The 19,563-nt window shown below is 69.8% G+C and carries 22 protein-coding genes; all 22 read right to left on the bottom strand.

Going from position 1 to position 19,563, the window contains the following annotated elements; genetic code table 11:
- Positions 1-15: 15 nt before the first annotated feature.
- A complete protein-coding gene (locus AC2D9U_RS09255) occupies positions 16-408 on the bottom strand; it encodes a VOC family protein (RefSeq protein WP_484748185.1) in 393 nt (130 codons plus the stop codon).
- Positions 405-1,343 carry an isopenicillin N synthase family dioxygenase gene (locus tag AC2D9U_RS09250; protein ID WP_484748184.1) on the bottom strand — a complete coding sequence of 313 codons (939 nt, stop codon included), beginning with the start codon at positions 1,341-1,343 and terminating at the stop codon, positions 405-407. The genes AC2D9U_RS09255 and AC2D9U_RS09250 overlap by 4 nt, the downstream gene beginning before the upstream one ends.
- A 5-nt stretch (positions 1,344-1,348) precedes the next feature.
- Positions 1,349-2,392 carry an ABC transporter substrate-binding protein gene (locus tag AC2D9U_RS09245; RefSeq protein WP_484748183.1) on the bottom strand — a complete coding sequence of 348 codons (1,044 nt, stop codon included), beginning with the start codon at positions 2,390-2,392 and terminating at the stop codon, positions 1,349-1,351.
- Between the two features lie 56 nt (positions 2,393-2,448).
- Complete coding sequence (gene proB / locus AC2D9U_RS09240) at positions 2,449-3,567, bottom strand: glutamate 5-kinase (protein ID WP_484748182.1); 1,119 nt, start codon at positions 3,565-3,567, stop codon at positions 2,449-2,451.
- Positions 3,568-3,580: 13 nt separating this feature from the next.
- On the bottom strand, positions 3,581-4,606 hold the full coding sequence (gene obgE / locus AC2D9U_RS09235) for a GTPase ObgE (RefSeq protein ID WP_484748181.1): 1,026 nt from the start codon (positions 4,604-4,606) through the stop codon (positions 3,581-3,583).
- 74 nt (positions 4,607-4,680) lie between these two features.
- A complete protein-coding gene (rpmA, locus tag AC2D9U_RS09230) occupies positions 4,681-4,950 on the bottom strand; it encodes a 50S ribosomal protein L27 (RefSeq protein ID WP_484748180.1) in 270 nt (89 codons plus the stop codon).
- Between the two features lie 18 nt (positions 4,951-4,968).
- Complete coding sequence (gene rplU, locus AC2D9U_RS09225; RefSeq protein WP_484748179.1) at positions 4,969-5,286, bottom strand: 50S ribosomal protein L21; 318 nt, start codon at positions 5,284-5,286, stop codon at positions 4,969-4,971.
- A gap of 197 nt (positions 5,287-5,483) precedes the next feature.
- Positions 5,484-5,822, bottom strand: a complete 339-nt coding sequence (locus tag AC2D9U_RS09220; RefSeq protein ID WP_484748178.1) for a hypothetical protein — start codon at positions 5,820-5,822, stop codon at positions 5,484-5,486.
- 128 nt (positions 5,823-5,950) lie between these two features.
- The gene (locus tag AC2D9U_RS09215) at positions 5,951-7,474 is read right to left on the bottom strand and encodes a phytoene desaturase (protein WP_484748177.1); all 1,524 of its coding nucleotides are present in this window, start codon (positions 7,472-7,474) and stop codon (positions 5,951-5,953) included.
- 49 nt (positions 7,475-7,523) lie between these two features.
- Positions 7,524-7,955, bottom strand: a complete 432-nt coding sequence (locus AC2D9U_RS09210) for a YqaA family protein (RefSeq protein ID WP_484748377.1) — start codon at positions 7,953-7,955, stop codon at positions 7,524-7,526.
- A gap of 132 nt (positions 7,956-8,087) precedes the next feature.
- Positions 8,088-9,164, bottom strand: coding sequence for a photosynthetic reaction center cytochrome PufC (gene pufC, locus AC2D9U_RS09205; protein ID WP_484748176.1), 1,077 nt, complete (start codon positions 9,162-9,164; stop codon positions 8,088-8,090).
- Positions 9,161-10,162 (bottom strand): photosynthetic reaction center subunit M, encoded by a 1,002-nt coding sequence (pufM, locus tag AC2D9U_RS09200; RefSeq protein ID WP_484748175.1) that lies wholly within the window; start codon positions 10,160-10,162, stop codon positions 9,161-9,163. The genes pufC and pufM overlap by 4 nt, the downstream gene beginning before the upstream one ends.
- 15 nt (positions 10,163-10,177) lie before the next feature.
- Complete coding sequence (gene pufL / locus AC2D9U_RS09195) at positions 10,178-11,005, bottom strand: photosynthetic reaction center subunit L (protein WP_484748174.1); 828 nt, start codon at positions 11,003-11,005, stop codon at positions 10,178-10,180.
- A 174-nt stretch (positions 11,006-11,179) separates the two neighbouring features.
- Complete coding sequence (gene pufA / locus AC2D9U_RS09190; protein ID WP_484748173.1) at positions 11,180-11,359, bottom strand: light-harvesting antenna LH1, alpha subunit; 180 nt, start codon at positions 11,357-11,359, stop codon at positions 11,180-11,182.
- Between the two features lie 67 nt (positions 11,360-11,426).
- A complete protein-coding gene (locus AC2D9U_RS09185; RefSeq protein ID WP_484748172.1) occupies positions 11,427-11,606 on the bottom strand; it encodes a hypothetical protein in 180 nt (59 codons plus the stop codon).
- Positions 11,607-11,769: 163 nt separating this feature from the next.
- On the bottom strand, positions 11,770-13,245 hold the full coding sequence (bchZ, locus tag AC2D9U_RS09180) for a chlorophyllide a reductase subunit Z (protein WP_484748171.1): 1,476 nt from the start codon (positions 13,243-13,245) through the stop codon (positions 11,770-11,772).
- 3 nt (positions 13,246-13,248) lie between these two features.
- The gene (gene bchY / locus AC2D9U_RS09175) at positions 13,249-14,754 is read right to left on the bottom strand and encodes a chlorophyllide a reductase subunit Y (protein WP_484748170.1); all 1,506 of its coding nucleotides are present in this window, start codon (positions 14,752-14,754) and stop codon (positions 13,249-13,251) included.
- Between the two features lie 3 nt (positions 14,755-14,757).
- Positions 14,758-15,777: a chlorophyllide a reductase iron protein subunit X gene (locus AC2D9U_RS09170; protein ID WP_484748169.1), complete on the bottom strand. Its 1,020-nt coding sequence runs from the start codon at positions 15,775-15,777 to the stop codon at positions 14,758-14,760.
- Entirely contained in the window at positions 15,774-16,739 is a 966-nt protein-coding gene (bchC, locus tag AC2D9U_RS09165; RefSeq protein WP_484748168.1) for a chlorophyll synthesis pathway protein BchC, read from the bottom strand. The genes AC2D9U_RS09170 and bchC overlap by 4 nt, the downstream gene beginning before the upstream one ends.
- Positions 16,740-16,827: 88 nt before the next feature.
- Positions 16,828-17,988: a methyltransferase gene (locus AC2D9U_RS09160; RefSeq protein ID WP_484748167.1), complete on the bottom strand. Its 1,161-nt coding sequence runs from the start codon at positions 17,986-17,988 to the stop codon at positions 16,828-16,830.
- A 2-nt stretch (positions 17,989-17,990) separates the two neighbouring features.
- The gene (locus AC2D9U_RS09155) at positions 17,991-18,860 is read right to left on the bottom strand and encodes a polyprenyl synthetase family protein (protein ID WP_484748166.1); all 870 of its coding nucleotides are present in this window, start codon (positions 18,858-18,860) and stop codon (positions 17,991-17,993) included.
- Between the two features lie 76 nt (positions 18,861-18,936).
- Positions 18,937-19,557: a bacteriochlorophyll 4-vinyl reductase gene (gene bchJ, locus AC2D9U_RS09150; protein WP_484748376.1), complete on the bottom strand. Its 621-nt coding sequence runs from the start codon at positions 19,555-19,557 to the stop codon at positions 18,937-18,939.
- Between the last annotated feature and the right edge of the window lie 6 nt (positions 19,558-19,563).

The following is a 19,563-nucleotide window of genomic DNA, read 5'->3' as shown; positions in this document are numbered from 1 at the left end:
CGCGGCTGCGAAGCCTCAGCCCCGGTGATTCAGCCGGAACACATTGCCCTCGGGGTCTTCCGCGACGACCTGCCAGGCGTGGTAGTAGGTGCGGTAGGGCGGCTTGAGGATGCGCCCGCCGAGGGCCACGACCCGCGCGGCCAGCGCCTCGATCTCGGCCTCTTCCGTCACGACGAAGGTGGCATAGGCGCGGATGCCCGCATCTTTGGGCACACGCTCGCCCAGGCCGAGCAACGCATAGGCGTCGGTCTTGTTGAAGCCGAGCTCGGCCTCGCCCAGGCGCAGGGCGCGGTAGATCGGGCTGCGCGCGGCCTCGTTCTCCGGCAGGCCGAGCAGGGCCTGGTAGAAGCCGGAGAGCGCGACCGGGTCGGCGCAGAAGAGGTTGATGTCGACAGCGAGGAGGCTCACGCCGCCAGTCCGTAGGTCTTGCGGTACATCTCGGCCAGATGCTCGCCCGCCGTGCAGGGGGTGAAGCGCGCGGCCTCGCCGGGGGCGACGGTGCCGGGCACGGCCTCGATCCGCGCGTGGTAGTTCGGGCTGTAGAAGAAGGGGATCGAATAGCGGTCCCGCCCGCCCGAGGCCGCGTTGATCACCCGGTGCAGGTTCGAGCGGTAATGCCCGTTGGTCCAGCGCGGGATCATGTCGCCGAGATTGACCACGAAGCTGGCCGGGATGGGCGTTGCCGGCAGCCAAGTGCCATCCGCCGCCTGCACCTGCAGCCCGCCGATGTCATCCTGGGCCAGGATGGTGATCGCACCCCAATCCGTATGCGCGCCGGCGCCGAAGACGTCGGGTGGTGCGTCATCCGGGTGCGGCGGGTAGCGCACGAGCCGCAGCGTGGCCATCGGCTCGGTCATGGTGGCGTCGAAATAGTCCGCGGGCAGGTCGAGCGAGCGCGCGAGATGGCGCATCAGTCGCTCGGCCAGGGCGAGCATGGCGTCCGTATAGGCCTCGCACTGGGCCTGGAAGCCCGGCAGGCCGTCGGGCCATTGGTTGGGGCCATAGCCGTTGAGCTTGGCCTGCACATTCGGATGCTCCGGCCCGTAATGCACGCCGGCGTAGAAGCTCTCCTTCCGGTCGGGCTGCGCCCCGGCATCGAGCGTCTGCGCGCCCAGGCTCTCCCAGCCGCGCCGGGCGGAGGATTTCAGCAGGTGGACCTCCTGCTTCACGGCCTCGGGCAGGGCGAAGAAACGCTCTGCCCAGTCGAACTGGCCCTGCACCGTCTCGGCCGCCACGCCGTGATCGACGACGTAGAAGAAGCCATGGCTCGTGCAGGCATCGCGCACCGCCGCCGCGATGGCGGCGTCCTCCTGCGCCAGGCTGATGACCGGGATCCCCGCCATGGCGCTCAGCCCCGCGCGGCGCGCAGCGCGCGGTCGGCCGGGGTGGGCAGGAAGGCGTCGGTGAAGATGTCCGCCGGCGTCAGGCTGCCCTGAAGGCCGAAGGCCAGCAGCGTCTCGTCGATCGTCGCCTGGAGCCGGGCGGGCGTGGCCGCGCCCCAGCCATTGGCGCGGGTATCGGCGGTGACCATGCTGCCCTCGGTGATCATGCGCAGCCGCGCGGTTTCCAGCGCCTCATCCGCCAGGCCCTCACGCGCCTTCACGGCACGGCCGCCGGCCACCGGATCGGCGATGCAGTCGAGCCAGCCGCGCGTGGTCGCGCGCACGAACCCGGCCAGCGCACGCGGGTTCGAGGTGGCAAGGGCCGGATTCACCACGATGCCGTTGCCATAGCCCTGCAAGCCGAACTCCGAGTAGCGGAAGGTGCGCATCTGATCGAGCGGCAGCCCCGCCGCCTGCAGATTGATCAGGCCGGTGAAGTAGAAGAAGGCGATGGCGTCGATCTCGTTGCGCAGGAACAGCTGGTTGCCGAGCGCGGGGTCGATCGATTGCCACTGCACGCTGTCCACCGGGATGCCCTGGGCGCGGGCGAAGATCGGGAACAGGGCGCGCGAGGCGTTGAAGGGCTGGCCGGCGATCTTCTTGCCGATGAAGTCGCGCGGCGTGCGGATGGAGGAATTCGCCTTCACGATCAGCGCGTTGGGGTTGCTGTCGTACTGGATCGCCGCGGCCAGCAGGCGGCGGCCGGGATTGGCGAGGTTGTGCTGGATCAGGCTGGCCATGTCGGCCGAGGCGCCATCATAGGCCCCCCCCGCCACCTGGGTGATGGCGCCGGAGGAGCCATTGCCGGTGTCGATCGTGACCTCCAGCCCCTCCGCCCGATAGTAGCCGCGCTCGGCCGCCAGCAGGAACCCCGCCGCCGAGGCCTCGACCCGCCAGCCGAGGTTGAAGCGGAAGCGCGCAGTCTGGGCGCGGGCAATGCCCGGCGCGGCGAGAACTGCCGCGGCCCCAAGCAGCATGGCGCGGCGCGAGGCATGGATTGGCGTGGACATGGGCGGCTCCCAGGGGATCGGCGGTGATCCCCGGGAGGCAGGCAAGGCGCGTGCCGCTACAGCACCACCAGATCATCCCGGTGGATGATCTCGTCCCGGCCGCGCCAGCCCAGGATCGCTTCCAGCTCCTCGCTGCGATGCCCGGCGATCAGCCCGGCCTCGGCGGCGTCATAGGCGGCGAGGCCACGCGCCAGCTCCGCGCCGGATTCGTCGCGCACGCTCACCGGGTCGCCGCGATGGAAGCTGCCCTCCACGCGCCGCACCCCGGCCGGCAGCAGGGAGGAACCGCGCTTGAGCGCGCGCACCGCCCCTGCATCCACCACCAGCGCGCCGAGCGGCGCCAGGCTGCCGGCGATCCAGCGCTTGCGCGCGGTGCGGCCCTCGCCCTCGGGCAGGAACCAGGTGCAGGGCGCGCCCTGCTCCATCGCCCTGAGCGGCCGGTCCTGCTTGCCGAGCGCGATGGCCATGGCGCAACCCGCACCGGTGGCGATGCGCGCCGCGATCAGCTTGGTGCGCATGCCGCCCGAGGAATAGCCGGGCGGGGGCTCGCCGCCCATCGCCATGATCTCTTCCGTGAGGTGCGGCACGACGGGGATGTGGCGCGCGGCCGGGTCGCGCCTGGGATCGGCGGTGTAGAGGCCATCGATGTCGGAGAGCAGCACCAGCGCATCGGCCTCGACCATCTCGGCCACGCGCGCCGCCAGGCGGTCATTGTCGCCGAAGCGGATCTCGGCGGTGGCGACTGTGTCGTTCTCGTTGATCACGGGGATGCAACCCAGCGACAGCAGCGTGTGCAGCGTGGCCCGCGCATTGAGGTAGCGGCGGCGATCCTCGCTGTCCTCGAGGGTCAGCAGCAGCTGCGCCGCGTTGAGCGACTGCGCGGAGAGCGCGCTGGCCCAGGCGCCGGCGAGGCGGATCTGCCCCACCGCGGCCGCCGCCTGCTTCTCCTCCAGCCGCAGCTTTCGGCGCGTCAGCCCCAGCGCGCGGCGCGCGAGCGCGATGGCGCCGGAGGAGACCAGGATCACCTCGACGCCGCGCGCCCGCATCGCGGCGACATCGGCGGCGACGCCGGCGAGCCAGGACTCGCGCGGCGCGGCGGTGGCCTCATCCACCACCAGGGCCGAGCCGATCTTCACCACGACGCGCCGGGCGGTGAGCAGGGAGGGTGCGGTCATGCCAGCCGGAACCTCAGCCTTGGCGGTCGGCCAGGATGCGCGCGTGCAGGGCGCGCAGCACCTCCGGCACGCCGGCACCGGTCGCGCCCGAGACGAGCAGCGCGGGCTGCCCCGCGGCGCGCGAGAGCGCCTTGAGGCGGGAGGCCGTGGCCTGGGGCGTCATCGCATCCGATTTGTTCAGCGCCACGATCTCCGGCTTCTCGGCCAGGCCGCCGCCATAGCCGGCCAGCTCGTTGCGGATGGTGCGATAGGCGCCGGCGGGGTCGGCAGCGGTGCCGTCGATCAGGTGCAGCAGCACCGCGCAGCGCTCGACATGGCCGAGGAAACGGTCGCCCAGGCCCGCCCCCTCATGCGCGCCTTCGATCAGGCCGGGGATGTCGGCCAGGATGAACTCCATGGTCGCATCGCGGCTGGGCCGCCCATCCGGGTGCAGCCGCACCACGCCGAGCTGCGGATGCAGCGTGGTGAAGGGGTAGTCGGCGATCTTCGGCCGGGCGGCGGAGACGGCGGCGAGGAAGGTGGATTTGCCGGCATTGGGCAGGCCGACCAGCCCGGCATCGGCGATCAGCTTCAGGCGCAGCCAGACCCAGCGCTCCTCCCCCGGCCAGCCCTTGTCGGCGCGGCGCGGGGCCCGGTTGGTGGAGGATTTGTAGGTGGCATTGCCGAAGCCGCCATCGCCGCCGCGCGCGATCACCACGCGCTGGCCCGCGGCGGTGAGGTCGGCGAGCAGGGTTTCCTTGTCCTCGTCCAGGATCTGGGTGCCGACGGGCACCTTCATGACCACATCGTCCGAGCCCGCGCCGGTGCAGTCGCTGCCCGCGCCATTGCCGCCCTTGCGGGCCTTGAAATGCTGCGCGTAGCGGTAGTCGATCAGCGTGTTCAGGCCGTCCACCGCCTCGATGACGATGTCGCCGCCCTTGCCGCCATTGCCGCCATCGGGGCCGCCGAACTCGATGTATTTCTCGCGCCGGAAGGCGACGACGCCATCGCCGCCATCGCCGCCCTTCACATAGACCTTGGCTTCGTCGAGGAATTTCATGGGTGCCTATCCCGCCCCGAAACGCAAAAAGGGGGCCTGGCGGCCCCCCTTCCTCGCGTCGCCAGGGACGAAGGTTACTCGGCCGCGACCGGCAGCGGCACGATGGAGACCTGCACGCGGCCTTCGGCCTTGCGCGAGAACTTCACATGCCCGTCGACGGTGGCGTGCAGCGAGTGGGTGCGGCCGACCAGCACATTGGTGCCGGCCAGCATCTTGGTGCCGCGCTGCGTCACGATGATGTTGCCCGCGTTCACGAGCTGCCCGTCCGAACGCTTCACGCCCAGACGCTTGCCGGCGGAGTCGCGGCCGTTGCGCGACGAACCGCCTGCCTTCTTATGTGCCATGGTTCAGATCCCTCGGATTCAGGCGGCGGCGATTTCGGTGATGCGGAGCACGGTCTGCATCTGCCGATGGCCATTCTTGCGGCGGCTGTTCTTGCGGCGGCGCTTCTTGAAGATCAGCACCTTGTCGCCGCGGTTCTGCATCTCGACGGTGGCGGTCACGCGCGCACCCGGGACGGTCGGCGCGCCGATCGTCAGGCCGGCCTCGGTGCCGAGCGCGAGAACGTCGTGGAAGGTGATGGTGGCGCCGGGCTCGGCTTCGAGCTTTTCGACGGTGAGCACGGCGTCGGGGGTGACGCGGTACTGCTTCCCGCCGGTGCGGATCACTGCGTAATTCATGTGCGCGCTCGGGCTTTCGCTGTCCGGACCTCGCGGGCGCGAAGGGCGCCCGTGTCGTGATGATGAAGATGCCAATGAAGGCCGCCGGCGGCCGCGAGGGACGCCGGAGGGCGCAGCCTATAGCCGCCAGGGGGGTTGCGAGTCAACGGCCCCCAGCGCCGCCAAGGCCGGAATGACCCGCCACGCGGGCGCGCCTTTCAGGCGGCGCGCTGCAGCTCCGGCGCGACCTCGACCGCGGCGGCCGCCCAGGCGCGGGCCGCGAGCAGCAGCCCGTCCAGATCGGCGACGCTCAGGCTCTCGGCATATTCGGCCGCGGTCATCACCGAGGGGTCCCAGGCCGAGGCCAGGCGCCGCACCAGGGCCACGGCGGGGGTCTCCGCAGTCGGGGCGGGCAGACGGCGGGCCAGCACCAGCACCCGCACGGCCGCGTCACGGCGCATCAGGTCGGCAAAACCATGGTCGGCGATCTCGGCCAGCGAGCGCTGCAGGCGGCGCGCATCGTTCAGGGGCGTGGCAACAAACCCGATATCCGGCATCCGCGACGTCTCCAGGGGCGGGCGGGCGTCCCATGACGCCCGGCTGAGGTGATCCTACCGACCGATGGATAAACGGATGGTGATCCGCCCAGACGGGTTCAAGCCCTCGATGCACGAAAACTAGGCAGTTACCTTACTTTCTGGAAATCTGCCGCCGCAGGCACCACTTGGTCGAGGATCTTGGCAGAGGAGACCACCCCCGGCACCCCCGCCCCCGGATGCGTGCCGGCACCCACCATGTAGAGGCCGGGCAGGTCCTCGCTGACATTGTGCGGGCGGAACCAGGCGCTCTGGAACAGCTGCGGCTCCAGCGAGAAGGCCGCGCCGTTCACGCTCAGCAGCCGGTCGCGGAAATCCTGCGGCGTGAGGATGTGGGAGGTGACGATGCTCGTCCCCAGCCCGGGCAGCGCGGTGTCCTCCAGCCGCTGCTGGATCGCGGCGCGGTAGGGCTCGGCCTGCGCCGCCCAATCCGTGCCGCTGCCCAGATGCGGCACCGGGGAGAGCACGTAGAAGCTGTCGCAGCCCGGCGGCGCCAGGGAGGCATCCGTGGCGGTCGGCCGATGCAGGTACAGCGAGAAATCCTTGGCGAGGCGCTTGTGCCGGAAGATGTCGGTCAGCAATTCGCGGTAGCGCGGGCCGAGCACCATGGTGTGGTGATAGACATCCTCGAAGCGCCGGTTCGTGCCGAAATACCAGACGAAGAGCGACATCGAGTAGCGCGCGCGGGCAACCTTCGCATCGGTCCAGCGCTTGCGTGGATGCTCGGAGAGCAGCTTCGAATAGGTCCAGCCGACATCGGCGTTGGAGACCACGATGTCGGCCGCCAGCGTCTCCCCGCTGCCCAGGCGCACGCCGCTGGCGCGGCCATTGGTAACGGTGATCTGCGCCACCTCCGCCCCGTAGCGCAGCGACCCGCCGAGCTGGCCGATCAGGCCCACCAGCCCCTGCACCAGCGCCCCCATGCCGCCCATGGCGTAGTGCACGCCATGCATGCGCTCCAGATGCGCGATCAGGCAGTAATAGGCGGTGGTGGTCAGCGGATTGCCGCCGATCAGCAGCGGGTGGAAGCTGAAGGCGATGCGCAGCTTGTCGTTGGTGAAATAGTCGCTGACCTTGCCATAGACGGTGCGGTAGCCGCCCAGCTTCACCATGTCCGGCACCGCGGCCAGCAGCGTGGCGAGGCTGTGGAAGGGCTGGTCGGCCAGCTTCTCGAAGGCCACCTTGAAGATGCGCTCGCTGTCGCGGATGAAGCGCTCGAAGCCGGCCATGTCCTCGGGCGCGAGGCGCGCGATCTCGCGCCGCGTGGCCTCGAGATCGGCGGAGCAGTTCATCACCTCGCCGTCATCGAAACGGATCTGGTAGAAGGGATCCATGCGGCGCAGGTCGATGTCATCCGCCATGCGCCGCCCGCACAGCGCCCAGAGTTCCTCGAGCAGATAGGGCGCGGTGATGATGGTGGGCCCGGCGTCGAAGGTGAAGCCATCCTGCCGGTAGACATAGGCGCGCCCGCCCGGCGCATCGAGCTTCTCGAGCACGCTCACGCGCCAGCCGCGCGCACCCAGGCGAATCGCGGCGGCCAGGCCGCCGAAGCCCGAGCCGATGACGATGGCATGCGGGCGCGTGTCGGGCGGCGAGGCGGGGTTCATGTCCATGGCGCGTGGCAGCCTTCGTGGATGTACGAGGATATCGTTGCAGGATTGGTCATGCGAGGCCGAGTGTCACCAGCGCGAGCACCACATAGCGCCCGGTCTTGGCGATGGCGACGAGCAGGATGAATTCGCGCAAGGGTTCGCGCAGCACGCCGGCGACAACGGTCAGCGGATCGCCGATGATCGGCGCCCAGGAAAGCAGCAGCGACCAGCGCCCCCAGCGGCGATACCAGGCCACGGCGCGCACGACCTGCGCGGGCGAGGCGGGGAACCAGCGCCGCTCCTGGAAGCGCAGCAACTGCGTGCCGAGCCACCAGTTCACGACGCTGCCGAGCGTGTTCGCGATGCTCGCCACCAGCACCAGCAGCCAGGCCGGCGTCTCGCCCAGCAGCAGCAGGCCGACCAGCACGGGCTCGGACTGCGCGGGCAGGATGGTGGCGGCGCCGAAGGCCACAAGGGCGAGGCCGCCAAGCTCCAGGAACATCGCCACGCCCGCCATCCCCGCAAAAGCGTCGCGGCCGGGTCGCCCCCCGGGGCAAGCCCCAGGAGACGCCCGGCCGTGACAGGTTCAGCGCCAAGGGCCGCCCGGGCACGACGCCCGGACGCCCCTTGATGTTCACCGCGTCTGCGCCTCGGCGCGACGGGTCACCGGGGCCGCGCTGATCCGGGCGAGTTCCGGATAGTCCGCTGCCATCGGCGCGCCATAGAAGGGCTTGTTGGCCCCCTGGTGGCAGGTTGCGCAGTTGACCTTCAGCGCATCGCCACCCGGGCCAAGCCGCGCCATGTGCGGGCCATCCGCGGGACCACGCGGATTGGCTGCCCAGACGGGGGTCAGGGGGACGATGTAGTCGTTGTTGATCTGCCGCACCATGCGGATGCCATGCCAGGCAGTCAGGCGCGGCGCCGGGCTCTGCGCCCAGGAGGCGAAAGCACGGCTGTTGTGGCAGAAGGTGCAGTTCACGCCGAGCGAGTCGGACATGTGCATCATCAGCGCGTAGCTCCACTCGGTCTCACGCACATCGGTGGTGTTGCCGCGCGGCATGGAGCCCGGGCTTGCCACGCGGATGTTGCGATCGCCGAGCAGATAAGGCGTGAAGGGATCGCGCGGCAGCGACGTGCCCGCGGTCACATCGGAAGCCAGGTTCTGCCCGGTCGGCCCGGCGAGGCCCGCACGGCCCTCGACCAGGGTGGACCAGTTCTCTGCCGGCACGGGCTGGCCGCGATGGCAGGTGTAGCAGGTGACGCCGGTCTGAGCGACATGCGCCGTCCACTCGACATTGATGGTGCGCACCATCGAGAGCATGCGGCGCGTCACGACCTTCGTGTAGACCTCGTCGGACGCCATGTTCTCGGGGTTGTGGCAGTAGTTGCACCCCTGTGCGGGCGCGACCCACTCGGTCATCGCCTGCATGATGCGGCCGAACTGGGCCACCGAGAGATCGCCGAGAAGCTGCACGTTCTCGAAGACCTCGGAGGCCTTGTCGCCCTCCGCATCGGCCGCTTCCGGCGCCGCCGGCACGCGGTTGGCCGCCACGGACACGGCGCGCAGGCGGGGATTCACCACCTGCTCCATCGCCGTGCCGCGGAAGCCGTTCTGGGTGCTCACCACGGGGGGCCGTTCGAAGGTGAACAGCACCACGAGCACACCCAGCAGTCCGGCGAAGGCCAGACCAACTTTGGCGGTCAGGCTCATCGCGGCGCTCCTTGCACAAGGGCGGGATCAGCGATCGGCGCCCAGAGTTGCGGGTAGGCAGGGGCGAAGTGCCGGTCCACAGCCCAGAGGTACCAATTATCCACGACCGTGCCGGTGAGCAGGATGCCGATGCCGCCCGTGAGGGGGCAGAGCACCGCGAACCACCAGGCCCAGCGATGGATGCTCTCGAAGCTGGCGTTGAAGCCCATGCACCAGCGCCAGAACAGGCCACCACGCTCCGCAGCCGTGCCACGGTCCAGCACCAGTTCGATCTCACGCTCACCGCCGTAGCGGCCCAGCGCAAGGATCGTCGCGCCGTGCATGGCAAAGAGCAGAGTCGAGCCATACAGGAACACGATGGAGAGGGCATGGAAGGGGTTGTAGAACAGGTTGCCATAGCGGATCGAGAAGGCGGCGGTCCAGTCCAGATGCGGGAAGATGCCAAACGGCACCGCCTCGCTCCAGGAGCCCATCAGGATCGGGCGGATGAAGCCCAGCACCAGGTAGAGCCAGATCGCAGCCGCGAAGGCCCAGGCCACATGCGTGCCCATGCCGAGCTGACGTGCACGGCGATAGGTACGCGCCCACCAGAGCAGCATCGAGACGGTAAGGCAGAAGCCCGCCGCCAGCCACCAGCCACCCTCACGCAAGGGCGGGATACGCAGACCATACTCCGCCTTGGGCGGTTCAAGGGCCAGCCAGAAGAGCTGGCGGATGAACTCCCAGACGTTCCAGTTCACCTGGGCCAGCATGTTGAGGCCGATGATCTCGAAGGCGATGAAGCCGAAGACGATCGACAGGATCCCAAGCTGGCCGAGGTAGATCGGACCCACCTGCGCATCGCCGAAACGACCGAACAGGTGGACGTAGCGGGTGCCACCCTCGCGCGGCACGTCACCGGCGGGAAGAGGGACGCCCGGATAGGCGGGCCCGCGCACCTGAACCCGCGTGAACAGGTTCTGGTATTCGGGCTTCCAGTCTTCTGATTTGGTCAGCATCTCGCTTCTCCCGCCTCAATGATGCCAGATCGGCAGGTTGAGCCACCAACCCCACCATTCGGGCCAGCCGCGCGTCCAGAAGGGGCCGCTGATGACGATGCAGACGGCGCTCCAGAAGCCGGCCGACAGCGCCAGGAACAGGCCAAGACGGTGGATGCCCAGCGTGCCGATGGAGTAGCCGATCAGGTCGCGGAAGAAGGTGTTCTCATGCTCCGCGGTCTTCACGGGCTCGCCCTTCGGCGGGTTGAGCGCCGAGAGCACCAGCGCGCCGTGCAGCGACAGGGCCAGGACCGTGGTGAAGAAGAACGTCACCGCGATCATGTGCGCCGGGTTGTAGTGGAAGTGCAGGTGCTGATAGCCGACATTGGACACCCAATCGAGGTGCGACCAGATGCCGTAGGGGAAGCCATGGCCCCACGCGCCCATCAGGACGGGCCGGATCACCACCAGCGTGATGTAAGCGAAGACCGCCACGCTGTAGGCGATGGGGATATGGTAGCCCATGCCGAGCTTGCGTGAGATTTCCGCCTGGCGCAGCGCCCAGGATACGAAGGCGCCGATGGCGCACACCGTGATCACCTGCCACAGCCCGCCCTCGCGCATCGGCGCAAGGCGAAGGCCATAGGCGAGATCAGGCGGCGCGATATTGATCAGCCAAGGATTGAAAGTCCCTTGGATCGCGGCACCGACCAGAATCAGGATCGTGCCGACGACCGTGAAGAAGACGGTCGTGATGCCGAAGAAGCCCACCCAGAACGGGCCTATCCAGAAGTCGAATAGCTCCCCGCCCACGAGCGTACCGCCCCGGACTCTGTATTTGCCTTCGAAACTCAGCATCGCCATTGGTTGATGCTCCCATCCAGGCGGGGCAGGTTCCCGCTGTGCCGTGTCGTCGTCCCCGACAGCGGGCGAGGCCCGCTGTGCCGCAGCAAGTCCGCACCCGACGGGTGCGGAAGCCCTGCTGCAGGATCAGTTGATCCTCGCCCACTGCCGCGGAGCGACACTGGCGTGTGTCGCCTACCGACCGACGGGCTGCCCCGGCGTGAAGGTCGGCGAGGTCGCGCAGAAGCCCAGGTGATCGCAGTAGCGGGGGCTGCTGAGCACGACGAGATGGATCACCGCGGCGATGCCGAGGACACCCACCATCGCCAGGAACAGTGCCCGGCGCGGGTCAACCACCATCCAGATCTTATGCATGCTCTTCTTCTCCTCTGTGTTCTTCGGATCCGGGCCAGGCGCTCACGCAGCAGGGCCCGGAATCGCCTCAGAAGAAGCGCCAGTCCGGCGGGACCACGGAGTTGCCGTACACCAACGGCCTCCACAGCCACGTCAGCACGTGGGCTCCCATCGAGGCGAAGACGGAGAAGGCCCAGCCCTGGATCAGCAGGGAATGGATCTCTCGCGCTTCGCCTTCGGTCAGACCGGTTCTCGAACCTTCGGCCATTATTCAGACCTCCAACTGGCCTTGCGGCCGTCACCGCGCACAGCCCGCGCGGCAGGGTTTGGCATGGCGGGAAACCGCCGGCGCCGACTCGTCACCCGACTCCGTGCAGCACCGGGTGCCACACGTCGGCGGGAGGCGAGATCGGGAACTTGCAGGGGTGTCGTCACACGACGCCCTCCGCAACGCGCGGAACGGCAAGCGTCCGGGCCGGGCTTTCGCCCAGCACCGATCGTGCCCGTTCCATGGTGATGCGCGGCTCCCCAGCCATACGCGCGGCATTCTCAACCATCTCGCGCAGCCGCTTGGCCGCCGAGATGCGCAACAGGAAAGGCTCATGCTCGACATGCAGGTCGAGCAGCGCCACAGCTTCATCGTCCCAGGCTTCCTCCGGCCGCACCGGAGTCGGGTCGATCTTGTCGAGCTCCGTCCCCAGCGGGAGGATGAAGAACAGCGCGTCGAACAGCGCGTTGCAGTATTCCTGGACGATGTAGGTCGCGCCTGCGTAGCCCATATAGGGCGTGCCGGTGGCGCGCCGGATGATGGCACCCGGAAAGCTTGCCGGGATGTACATCGCGCGGCTCTTCAGCTCGGCGGCGTACATGCGTTCGTTGTAGCTTCCGAACAGAACCAGCGGCGGCGAGGTCTTCATCGCCAGGCGCACCGCGGCGTTGTCGGGCTTCTGCCCGGCCATGCGGCTGAAGGCGAAGGCGCAGGGCACGCCCATCTCCTCGCCCAGGAAACGCTGCAGTCCGCGCGCATAGGTGTCCGTCGCCACCACCGCGAAGCTGGCGGAGGCGAAGAAATCCTGCGTCACGCTGCGCCAGAGATCCCACAGCGGCTTGATCGTGGTGTGCTTCTCACGCTCGATGAAGGGCTCGGGGTCGAGGCCCGTCAGTTCACCCAGCTTGCGCAGGAAGTTCGTGGTCGCGAACAGGCCGATCGGCGCCTGGAGGTAGGGCCTCTCCAGTTCCTCGCAGAGCTTGCGGCCGAATTCGCGGTACATGCAGATGTTGACGTCGGCGTCAGGCAGCTTGCCGATGTCCTCGACATGCGAGCCCAGCGGGAAGACCAGGTTGATCTCGCAGCCGATGCCTTCCACCAGCCGGCGAATCTCCGCCAGGTCGGAGGGCATGTTGAAGGTGCCGTAGATGGGGCCGATGATGTTGACGCGCGGCTTCGTGCCTTCCTTGCGCACCCGCGCCTTCGGCCGGCGGCCCTTGGCGCCGAACTCGGTCCAGAGCCACATGATGGCGCGATCCGCGGCCTGCCACTGGTCCTCGTCGATGGTGCGGCAGATGAAGCGCTGCAGGTTGCTGCCCTGCGGCGTCACGCCGCCGCCGATCATCTCGGCGATGGAGCCGGTGACGACCACGGCCGGCAGGTCCGGATCCTGCGTCGCGGCGGCGCGGCGCATCGAATCCTCGGTGCCGTTCTTCGAGAGCGAATCCTCGTCGAGGCCCGTGACGACGATGGGCAGCTCATGCGGCGGCAGCGCATCGGTGTAGTGCAGCACGGCGGTGACGGGCAGGTTCTCGCAACCCACCGGGCCGTCGATCACCACGCGCAGGCCGCGCACCGCGGAGAAGGCGTAGATCGCCCCCCAATAGCCGCCGGCCCGATCATGATCGAGGACGAGCATGGCCTAGGTCCCCACCGCTTCTTCGGCCTTGGCCTTCGCCGCGCGCAGCTTGCGCTGGCGCTCGCGGAAGCCGGGCGGATCGCTGGGCTTGTCCTTGAAGCCGTAGCCCGCGCCATCGGGCGTGCCCACGCCTTCGAAGAAGCTCACCATGCGGGAAAATCGCTCCTTGCCGCGCGTCTGCGCCGCGACGATCCCGGCCATGGAGGCCGCGCCCGCCGGGCCGAAAAGTGGCCGGGCCGAGACCATGTTGGTGAAGTAGAGCGCGGGCGTGCCGAGCTCCTTCGCCTTCTGCACCAGCGGCGTGGTGCCGAGCGCGAGGTCGGGCTTGGCCTCCCGCATCGCGTAGAGGTCCTGCTCCAGGCTCGCGCGGTACTGCACATGCACCCCGCGCGCCTCGAGCCACTCGCGGTCCGGGTCGCTCCATTCGGTGCGCGGACAGGCGGTGCCGACATAGGGCACCTCGGCGCCGGCCTCGATCAGCAGGCGGGCGACGAGCAGTTCCGAGCCCTCATAGCCCGAGACGGTGATACGCGCGCCTATCGGGTTGCCGGCCATGGCCCCCTGGATCGCGGGCAGGGCACGCGCCTTGGCGATGTCGATCAATTCGGAACCGATCCCCGCCGCCTTGCCGATGCCCTCGAGCCAGGCGGCGGTGCCCTCGACGCCCACGGGGCCGGAACCCACCACGGGGCGGCCGGCGGCGCGGAATTCGCGCACGCTCGCGGTGTAGAAGGGGTGCACCGCGGCCGCGACCTTGCAGTCCAGCGCGGCATAGAGATCGCGCCACTCGCGCGCCGGCGTCTGCGGCGCGAGCGAGAGGCCCATCGGCGCGAGCATCGCGCCCACGCCCATGGGATCCGCCGGAAACAGCTCGCCGATGAGTGCCACGGTCTGCACACCCTCGCGGTGGTCGCGCGGGCGGGCGACGGGGCCGGCCTCGGCCTCGTTGCGGGCGTAGCGCAGCATGGCGCCGGCCAGCACATCCTTCGCCTCGGCATGGGTGGGCACGCCGAAGCCGGGCACGTCGATGCCGATGATGCGCACGCCGTCGATCTGCTTGGGCAGCAGGTCCAGCGGCACGCCCGACGCCGTGGGCACGCAGAGATTGATGATCACGACGGCGTCGTAATCCTCGATCTTCGCCTGGGCGTGCACCGCGTCGCGGATGTCCTCGAACAGCTTGCCGGTGACCAGCGTCTCGCTGTTGAAGGGCACATAGCCCACGGTGCGACGCGCGCCGTAGAAATGGCTGGTGAAGGTCAGGCCGTAGACGCAGCAGGCGCTGCCTGAGAGGATCGTCGCCACGCGGCGCATACGCAGACCCACGCGCAGCGAGCCGAAGGCCGGGCACATGGATTGCGGCTGGTCGTGCGGCCCCTTCGGGTAGTCCGTCGCCAGGCGATCCATCAACGCCGATTTGCCGGCCGCGCGCGCGGCCGAATCGAGAGTCTCGCGGCCGCCATGGCAACCGCCCGCTTCCGGCACGCTGGGGGGTGGAAGCGTGTCCATGCCTCAGACGCCCTCGTAGACCACTTCGAGGGAAGGCTTGTTCAGCACATCGGCAGCGCACATGTCTTCCATGCTCGCCGGCTGCAACACGACGCCGCGGCCCACCGCATCGCCCTTGAACAGGCCGAGCAGATTCTCATGGCTCAGGGGCTTCGGGCGCAGCGGCGGCGCCTCGGCCACCTGGGTCGCGAGTTGTTCGAAGACGCTGGCCCAGCGGCCGCCGGGGGTGCCGACGATCTCGTAATTGGCGCTCTTGCGGCGGATGTCGTCATCCGCCGGGATCGCGGAGAGGATGGGAATGCCCACGGCCTCGGCGAAGGCATGCGCCTCGCCCGTTCCGTCATCCTTGTTGATGACCATGCCGGCGACGCCGACATTGCCGCCGAGCTTCTTGAAGTACTCGACCGCCGAGCAGACATTGTTCGCCACGTAGAGCGACTGCAGATCGTTCGAGCCGACGACGATCACCTTCTGGCACATGTCGCGCGCGATCGGCAGGCCGAAGCCGCCGCAGACCACGTCGCCCAGGAAGTCGAGCAGCACGTAGTCGAAATCCCATTGGTGGAAGCCGAGCTTCTCGAGCAGTTCGAAGCCGTGGATGATGCCGCGCCCGCCGCAGCCGCGGCCCACTTCCGGCCCGCCGAGCTCCATGGCGAAGACGCCGTCGCGCTTGAAGCAGACATCGCCGATGGCGACAGGCTCGCCCGCCGCCTTCTTCTTCGAGCTGGTCTCGATGATGGTGGGGCAGGACCGCCCGCCGAAGAGCAGGCTGGTGGTGTCGGATTTCGGGTCGCAGCCGATCAGCAGCACGCGCTTGCCCTGCTGCGCCATCATGTAGCTGAGATTGGCCAGGGTGAAGGACTTGCCGATGCCACCCTTGCCGTAGATGGCGATGATCTGGGTTTCCTTCTTCGCCGGCGCGGTGTGCACCGCATCCGGCTCCTGCGCGGCTTCGGCGCGCAGCGCCTCGGCCATGCTGGCCTGGGCGGAGGCAGACGGCTGGATCCCGGTCACTTCATTCACGTTGTTGTTCTCCAGTCGATGACCATTTTCAGGCAGGCGGCGTCGGAGAAGGCCGTGCGATAGGCATCCTCCGCGGCGTCAGGCGCGCGGTGATGCGTGACCAGGCCATCGAGCGAGAGCCGCCCGGCAGCGAGGTGGTCCCGGACCACGGCGAGGTCCGGCTCCTTGAACTCGGTGGCGATGCGCAGCCGCGCTTCCCGCATGAAGGCGGGCGGGAAGGCGAAGGAGATCGGCGCGGAGTAGAAGCCCGCGAGGATCACCTCGCCCATCGGCGCCAGGCGGCCGATCAGCGTATCGAGCATCGCGCCATCGCCGCTGACCTCGCAGATGCTGCGATAGTTGCGGCGCGGGTCGTCCTCGGCCCGGATCACCTGGTAGCCTCTCGCGCCATCGAAGCGCGCGGGGTTCTTCTCCCACACCGTGGGGGCGGGGGCGCCGGCGGCGATGACGAGGCGCGCGATCAGCCGCCCCAGCACGCCATGGCCGACGATCAGCTCGGGCGGCACGAAGCCTGCGGCACCGAGCGGGGCGATGGCATGCTGCGCGGTGGCGGCGAGTGCCATCAGCACCGCATCGACGCCGAGATCCTCTTCCACCGGCATGACGCGCGCGGCCGGCACCACGAGGCGCGAGGCCGCGCCGCCGAACAGCCCGCGCACCTCCACGCCGGCGCGCGGGCCGAAGCAGCGTGCACCCGGCACAAAGACCCGCTCACCCACCTGGCGCTGCGTGTTGCCACCGGCGGAGACGATACGTCCGACCGATTCGTAGCCGGGCACCAGCGGGTAGCCCATGCCCGGGAAGGGCGGCATCCGCCCTGAGTAGAGCAGCCGCTCCGTGCCCGTGCTGATGCCCGAGAACTCGACATCCACCACCACGTCATCCTGCCCGGGGGGCAGGAGGTCGAGGCGGCTCAAGGCGAGCTGCTCTGGTGCTTCGAGAACGACAGCGATGGTGTCCACCTGGACTACCGGCTCCCTTGGTTGAGGCGTCAGCCTAGACTGACAGGCTTAACTGTCAAGTAAAACTGACACGCATGGTTGCGATGCGTCAGGAAGGTGTGACATCCGCCACAAGCACGCGCGTCAGCAGCGGCGTGCCGGTCCGCAACAGGCGCACGCCGGTGAAGCCGGCCTCGACGATCATCGCCTGCAACTCCTCCGGGCGCCGGGGCCGGCCGCGGCCCATGGCGAGCAGGTAGAAGCCGAAATAGGCCTCCCCCATCGGCTCGGCGCCCTTCGTGCCGGCCATGGGCTCGGCCACCAGCAGCCGCCCGCCGGGCGGCAGCGCGGCCCGCGCCGCCCGCAGCAGGCCGCGCACCACCGCATCGTCATGGTCGTGCAGCACCCGCACGAAGCTGATCAGGTCCGCGCCCCGCGGCAGCGGGTCGGTGCTGAAATCGCCGCCATGGGCCTCCGCCCGGCCCGAGAGGCCCAGCGCCGCGAAGCGCGCGCGGGCGCGCTCGGCCACCGCCGGCAGGTCGAAGACGCGCAGCCGCAGGTCGGGCGCGCGGGCGGCGACGGCGGCGACGAAGGCCCCCTCCCCGCCGCCGACATCGAGCAGCACCTTGTGCTGGCGGAAATCGTAGGCGGCGAGCACCTCCTCCGCCACCATGGGCTGGGAGGCCGCCATCAGTGCGGAGTATTCCGCCACCCGCTCGGCCGCCACCGCCGCCGGCGTCTCGGCCCCGGCATAGGCCCAGTAGCCGGAGAGCGCATTGCCGCCGCGCTCGCGCCGCAGCATCCCCACCGGGTCGGCCAGGTCGGCGTAGAGCAGCGCATGGTGCTCCACCATCGCCGCGATGCCGGGGTTGCCCACCATCGCCGCGCCCAGCGGGCCCAGCGCCCAGCGCCCATCGTCGCGCAGCGCCAGCAGATCGAGCGAGGCGGCGGCGCGCAGCAGCGTCTCCGCCGCTTCTGCGGTCATGTTCAGCCGGGCGGCGAGCACGCCGGGCGGCAGGGGCCCGGCCTCATGCAGCAGGTCGAAGAGCCGCAGGCGCACGCAGGCAAAGAGCACCTGCGAATAGACGAAGCCGGCGCAGAGATCGAACAACGCCCGCGCCCGCTGCCGCGCCATCGGCCGGGTCAGCGGGAAGCGGGCGGCCCAGGCGCGGAAGCCCGGCCGTGCCGTCACCCCCTCCCGCCAGGCGCGGAAGCGGTCGCGCAGCGAGGGTGCGGGTGCCGCCACGGCCTCGATGGCCCCCATGCGCATGCTCAGGCCGCCGAGGCCAGCTTCTGGGGCAGCAGCCGCCCGGCTTCCTGCAGGATCGCGGCGCGCAGCATGGTCTGGCCGGGGCAGTCCGGGATCGAGGTGACGGCCGCGGCGGCGAGGGACTTCAACCGCGCCACCGCACCCTCAAGCCCGAGCTGCGTCACGGCACTCGGCCGGCCCAACGCCTTGTCCACCCCCACGGGCTTGCCCAGCGTGGCCTCATCCTCGACCGCGTCGCGCAGATCGTCCGCCACCTGATAGGCCTCGCCCAGCTTCTCACCCAGGGCGCGCCACAGCTCCGGCTCCGCGAAGCCGGCCGCCGCCGCACCCGCGATGGTCGCGGCGGCGAAGAGCGCACCGGTCTTCTGCCGGTGGTATTCGGAGAGGTCGGCGCGGGGCTCGCACTCCCAGGCCTGGCCGGCGACGATGCCGAAGGGCACGCCCACGCCATCCGCCACGGCGCCGATCACCGGGCCCAGCCGCTCCGGCGCGCAGGGCGCGGCGCGGGCGAGGGTCTGGAAGGCCAGCACGATCAGCGCATCGCCCGAGAGCACCGCCAGCGGCTCGCCGAAGGCGCGGTGCACGCTGGGCTTGCCGCGCCGTGTCTCGGCATTGTCGAAGGCGGGCATGTCGTCATGCACCAGGCTGGCGCAGTGCAGCAGCTCGATCGCGGCGGCGGCGGCGGAAGACAGGCCCGGCTTGTCGTCGCCACAGGCGGCGGCCACGGCCAGCGTCAGGCGCGGGCGAATGCGCCCGCCCTTGGGGAAGACCGAATGCCGCATCGCGGCGGCCAGGCGTGGCGGCGCGCCGGCGGCCTCGGCGCAGAGCACGGCGTCGGCGAGCGTGCTCTCGATGCGGGTCGCGGTGTCCATGCAGGGCCTCCAGGGCCGACGGCGAACCGTCAGCCTGTGTTGTCACATGGTATGTCAGGCTGAATTGACACTCGCGTCAATGGATTTCGCGCGACCAATCCACCTCGAACACGCAGGCCGGCGCGCCGAGCGCCATGCAGGCGGTCTCGCGCACCCGCGTGCGCGGGCTGACCAGCTCGGCGAAGAGCGTCTCGAAGGTCGCGGCGTAATAGGCGCAGACGGGGTTTTCCGCCTGCGCGCCCAGGGCGAGCGGCCCTTCGGCGATCTCAAGCCGCAGCGGCCGGCCCGGCAGCACGCGGAACCGGCCCGAACCGGCGAAGGTCCAGGCATGGCGGCCGATGGCGCGCAGCAGGATCCAGGCCGCCGGGCGGGGCGGCAGATTCCGCAGCAGCCATTGCACAGGGCGGGGAATGCGGTGCGCCAGCAGGTAATAGGCGGTCAGCCGCCCGGCCTCACGCGAAACGAGGCTCGCCCGCGCCTCGCCCAGCCCGGCGCGCAGCGTGCGGTGCAGCCGCATCACCTCGCGCTCCGGCACCATGCCGGTGGGCGGGGTGGCGAGATGCGCCGCCAGCCCGGCCTCGGCGAAGATCGCGCGGGTGGCGGCCATGCCCTCCGATGCCATCAGCGCCTCGGCCATGCGGGTGATGGCGTTGGGGCCGATGCGCCCGCTGCCGGGCAGCACGGCCGCGCCCGCCATCGCGTT

The organism is Roseomonas sp. TF40 (assembly GCF_057219975.1).
The sequence above is the reverse complement of the archived record's forward strand: the minus strand, read 5'-3'. Positions and strand labels throughout refer to the sequence as shown.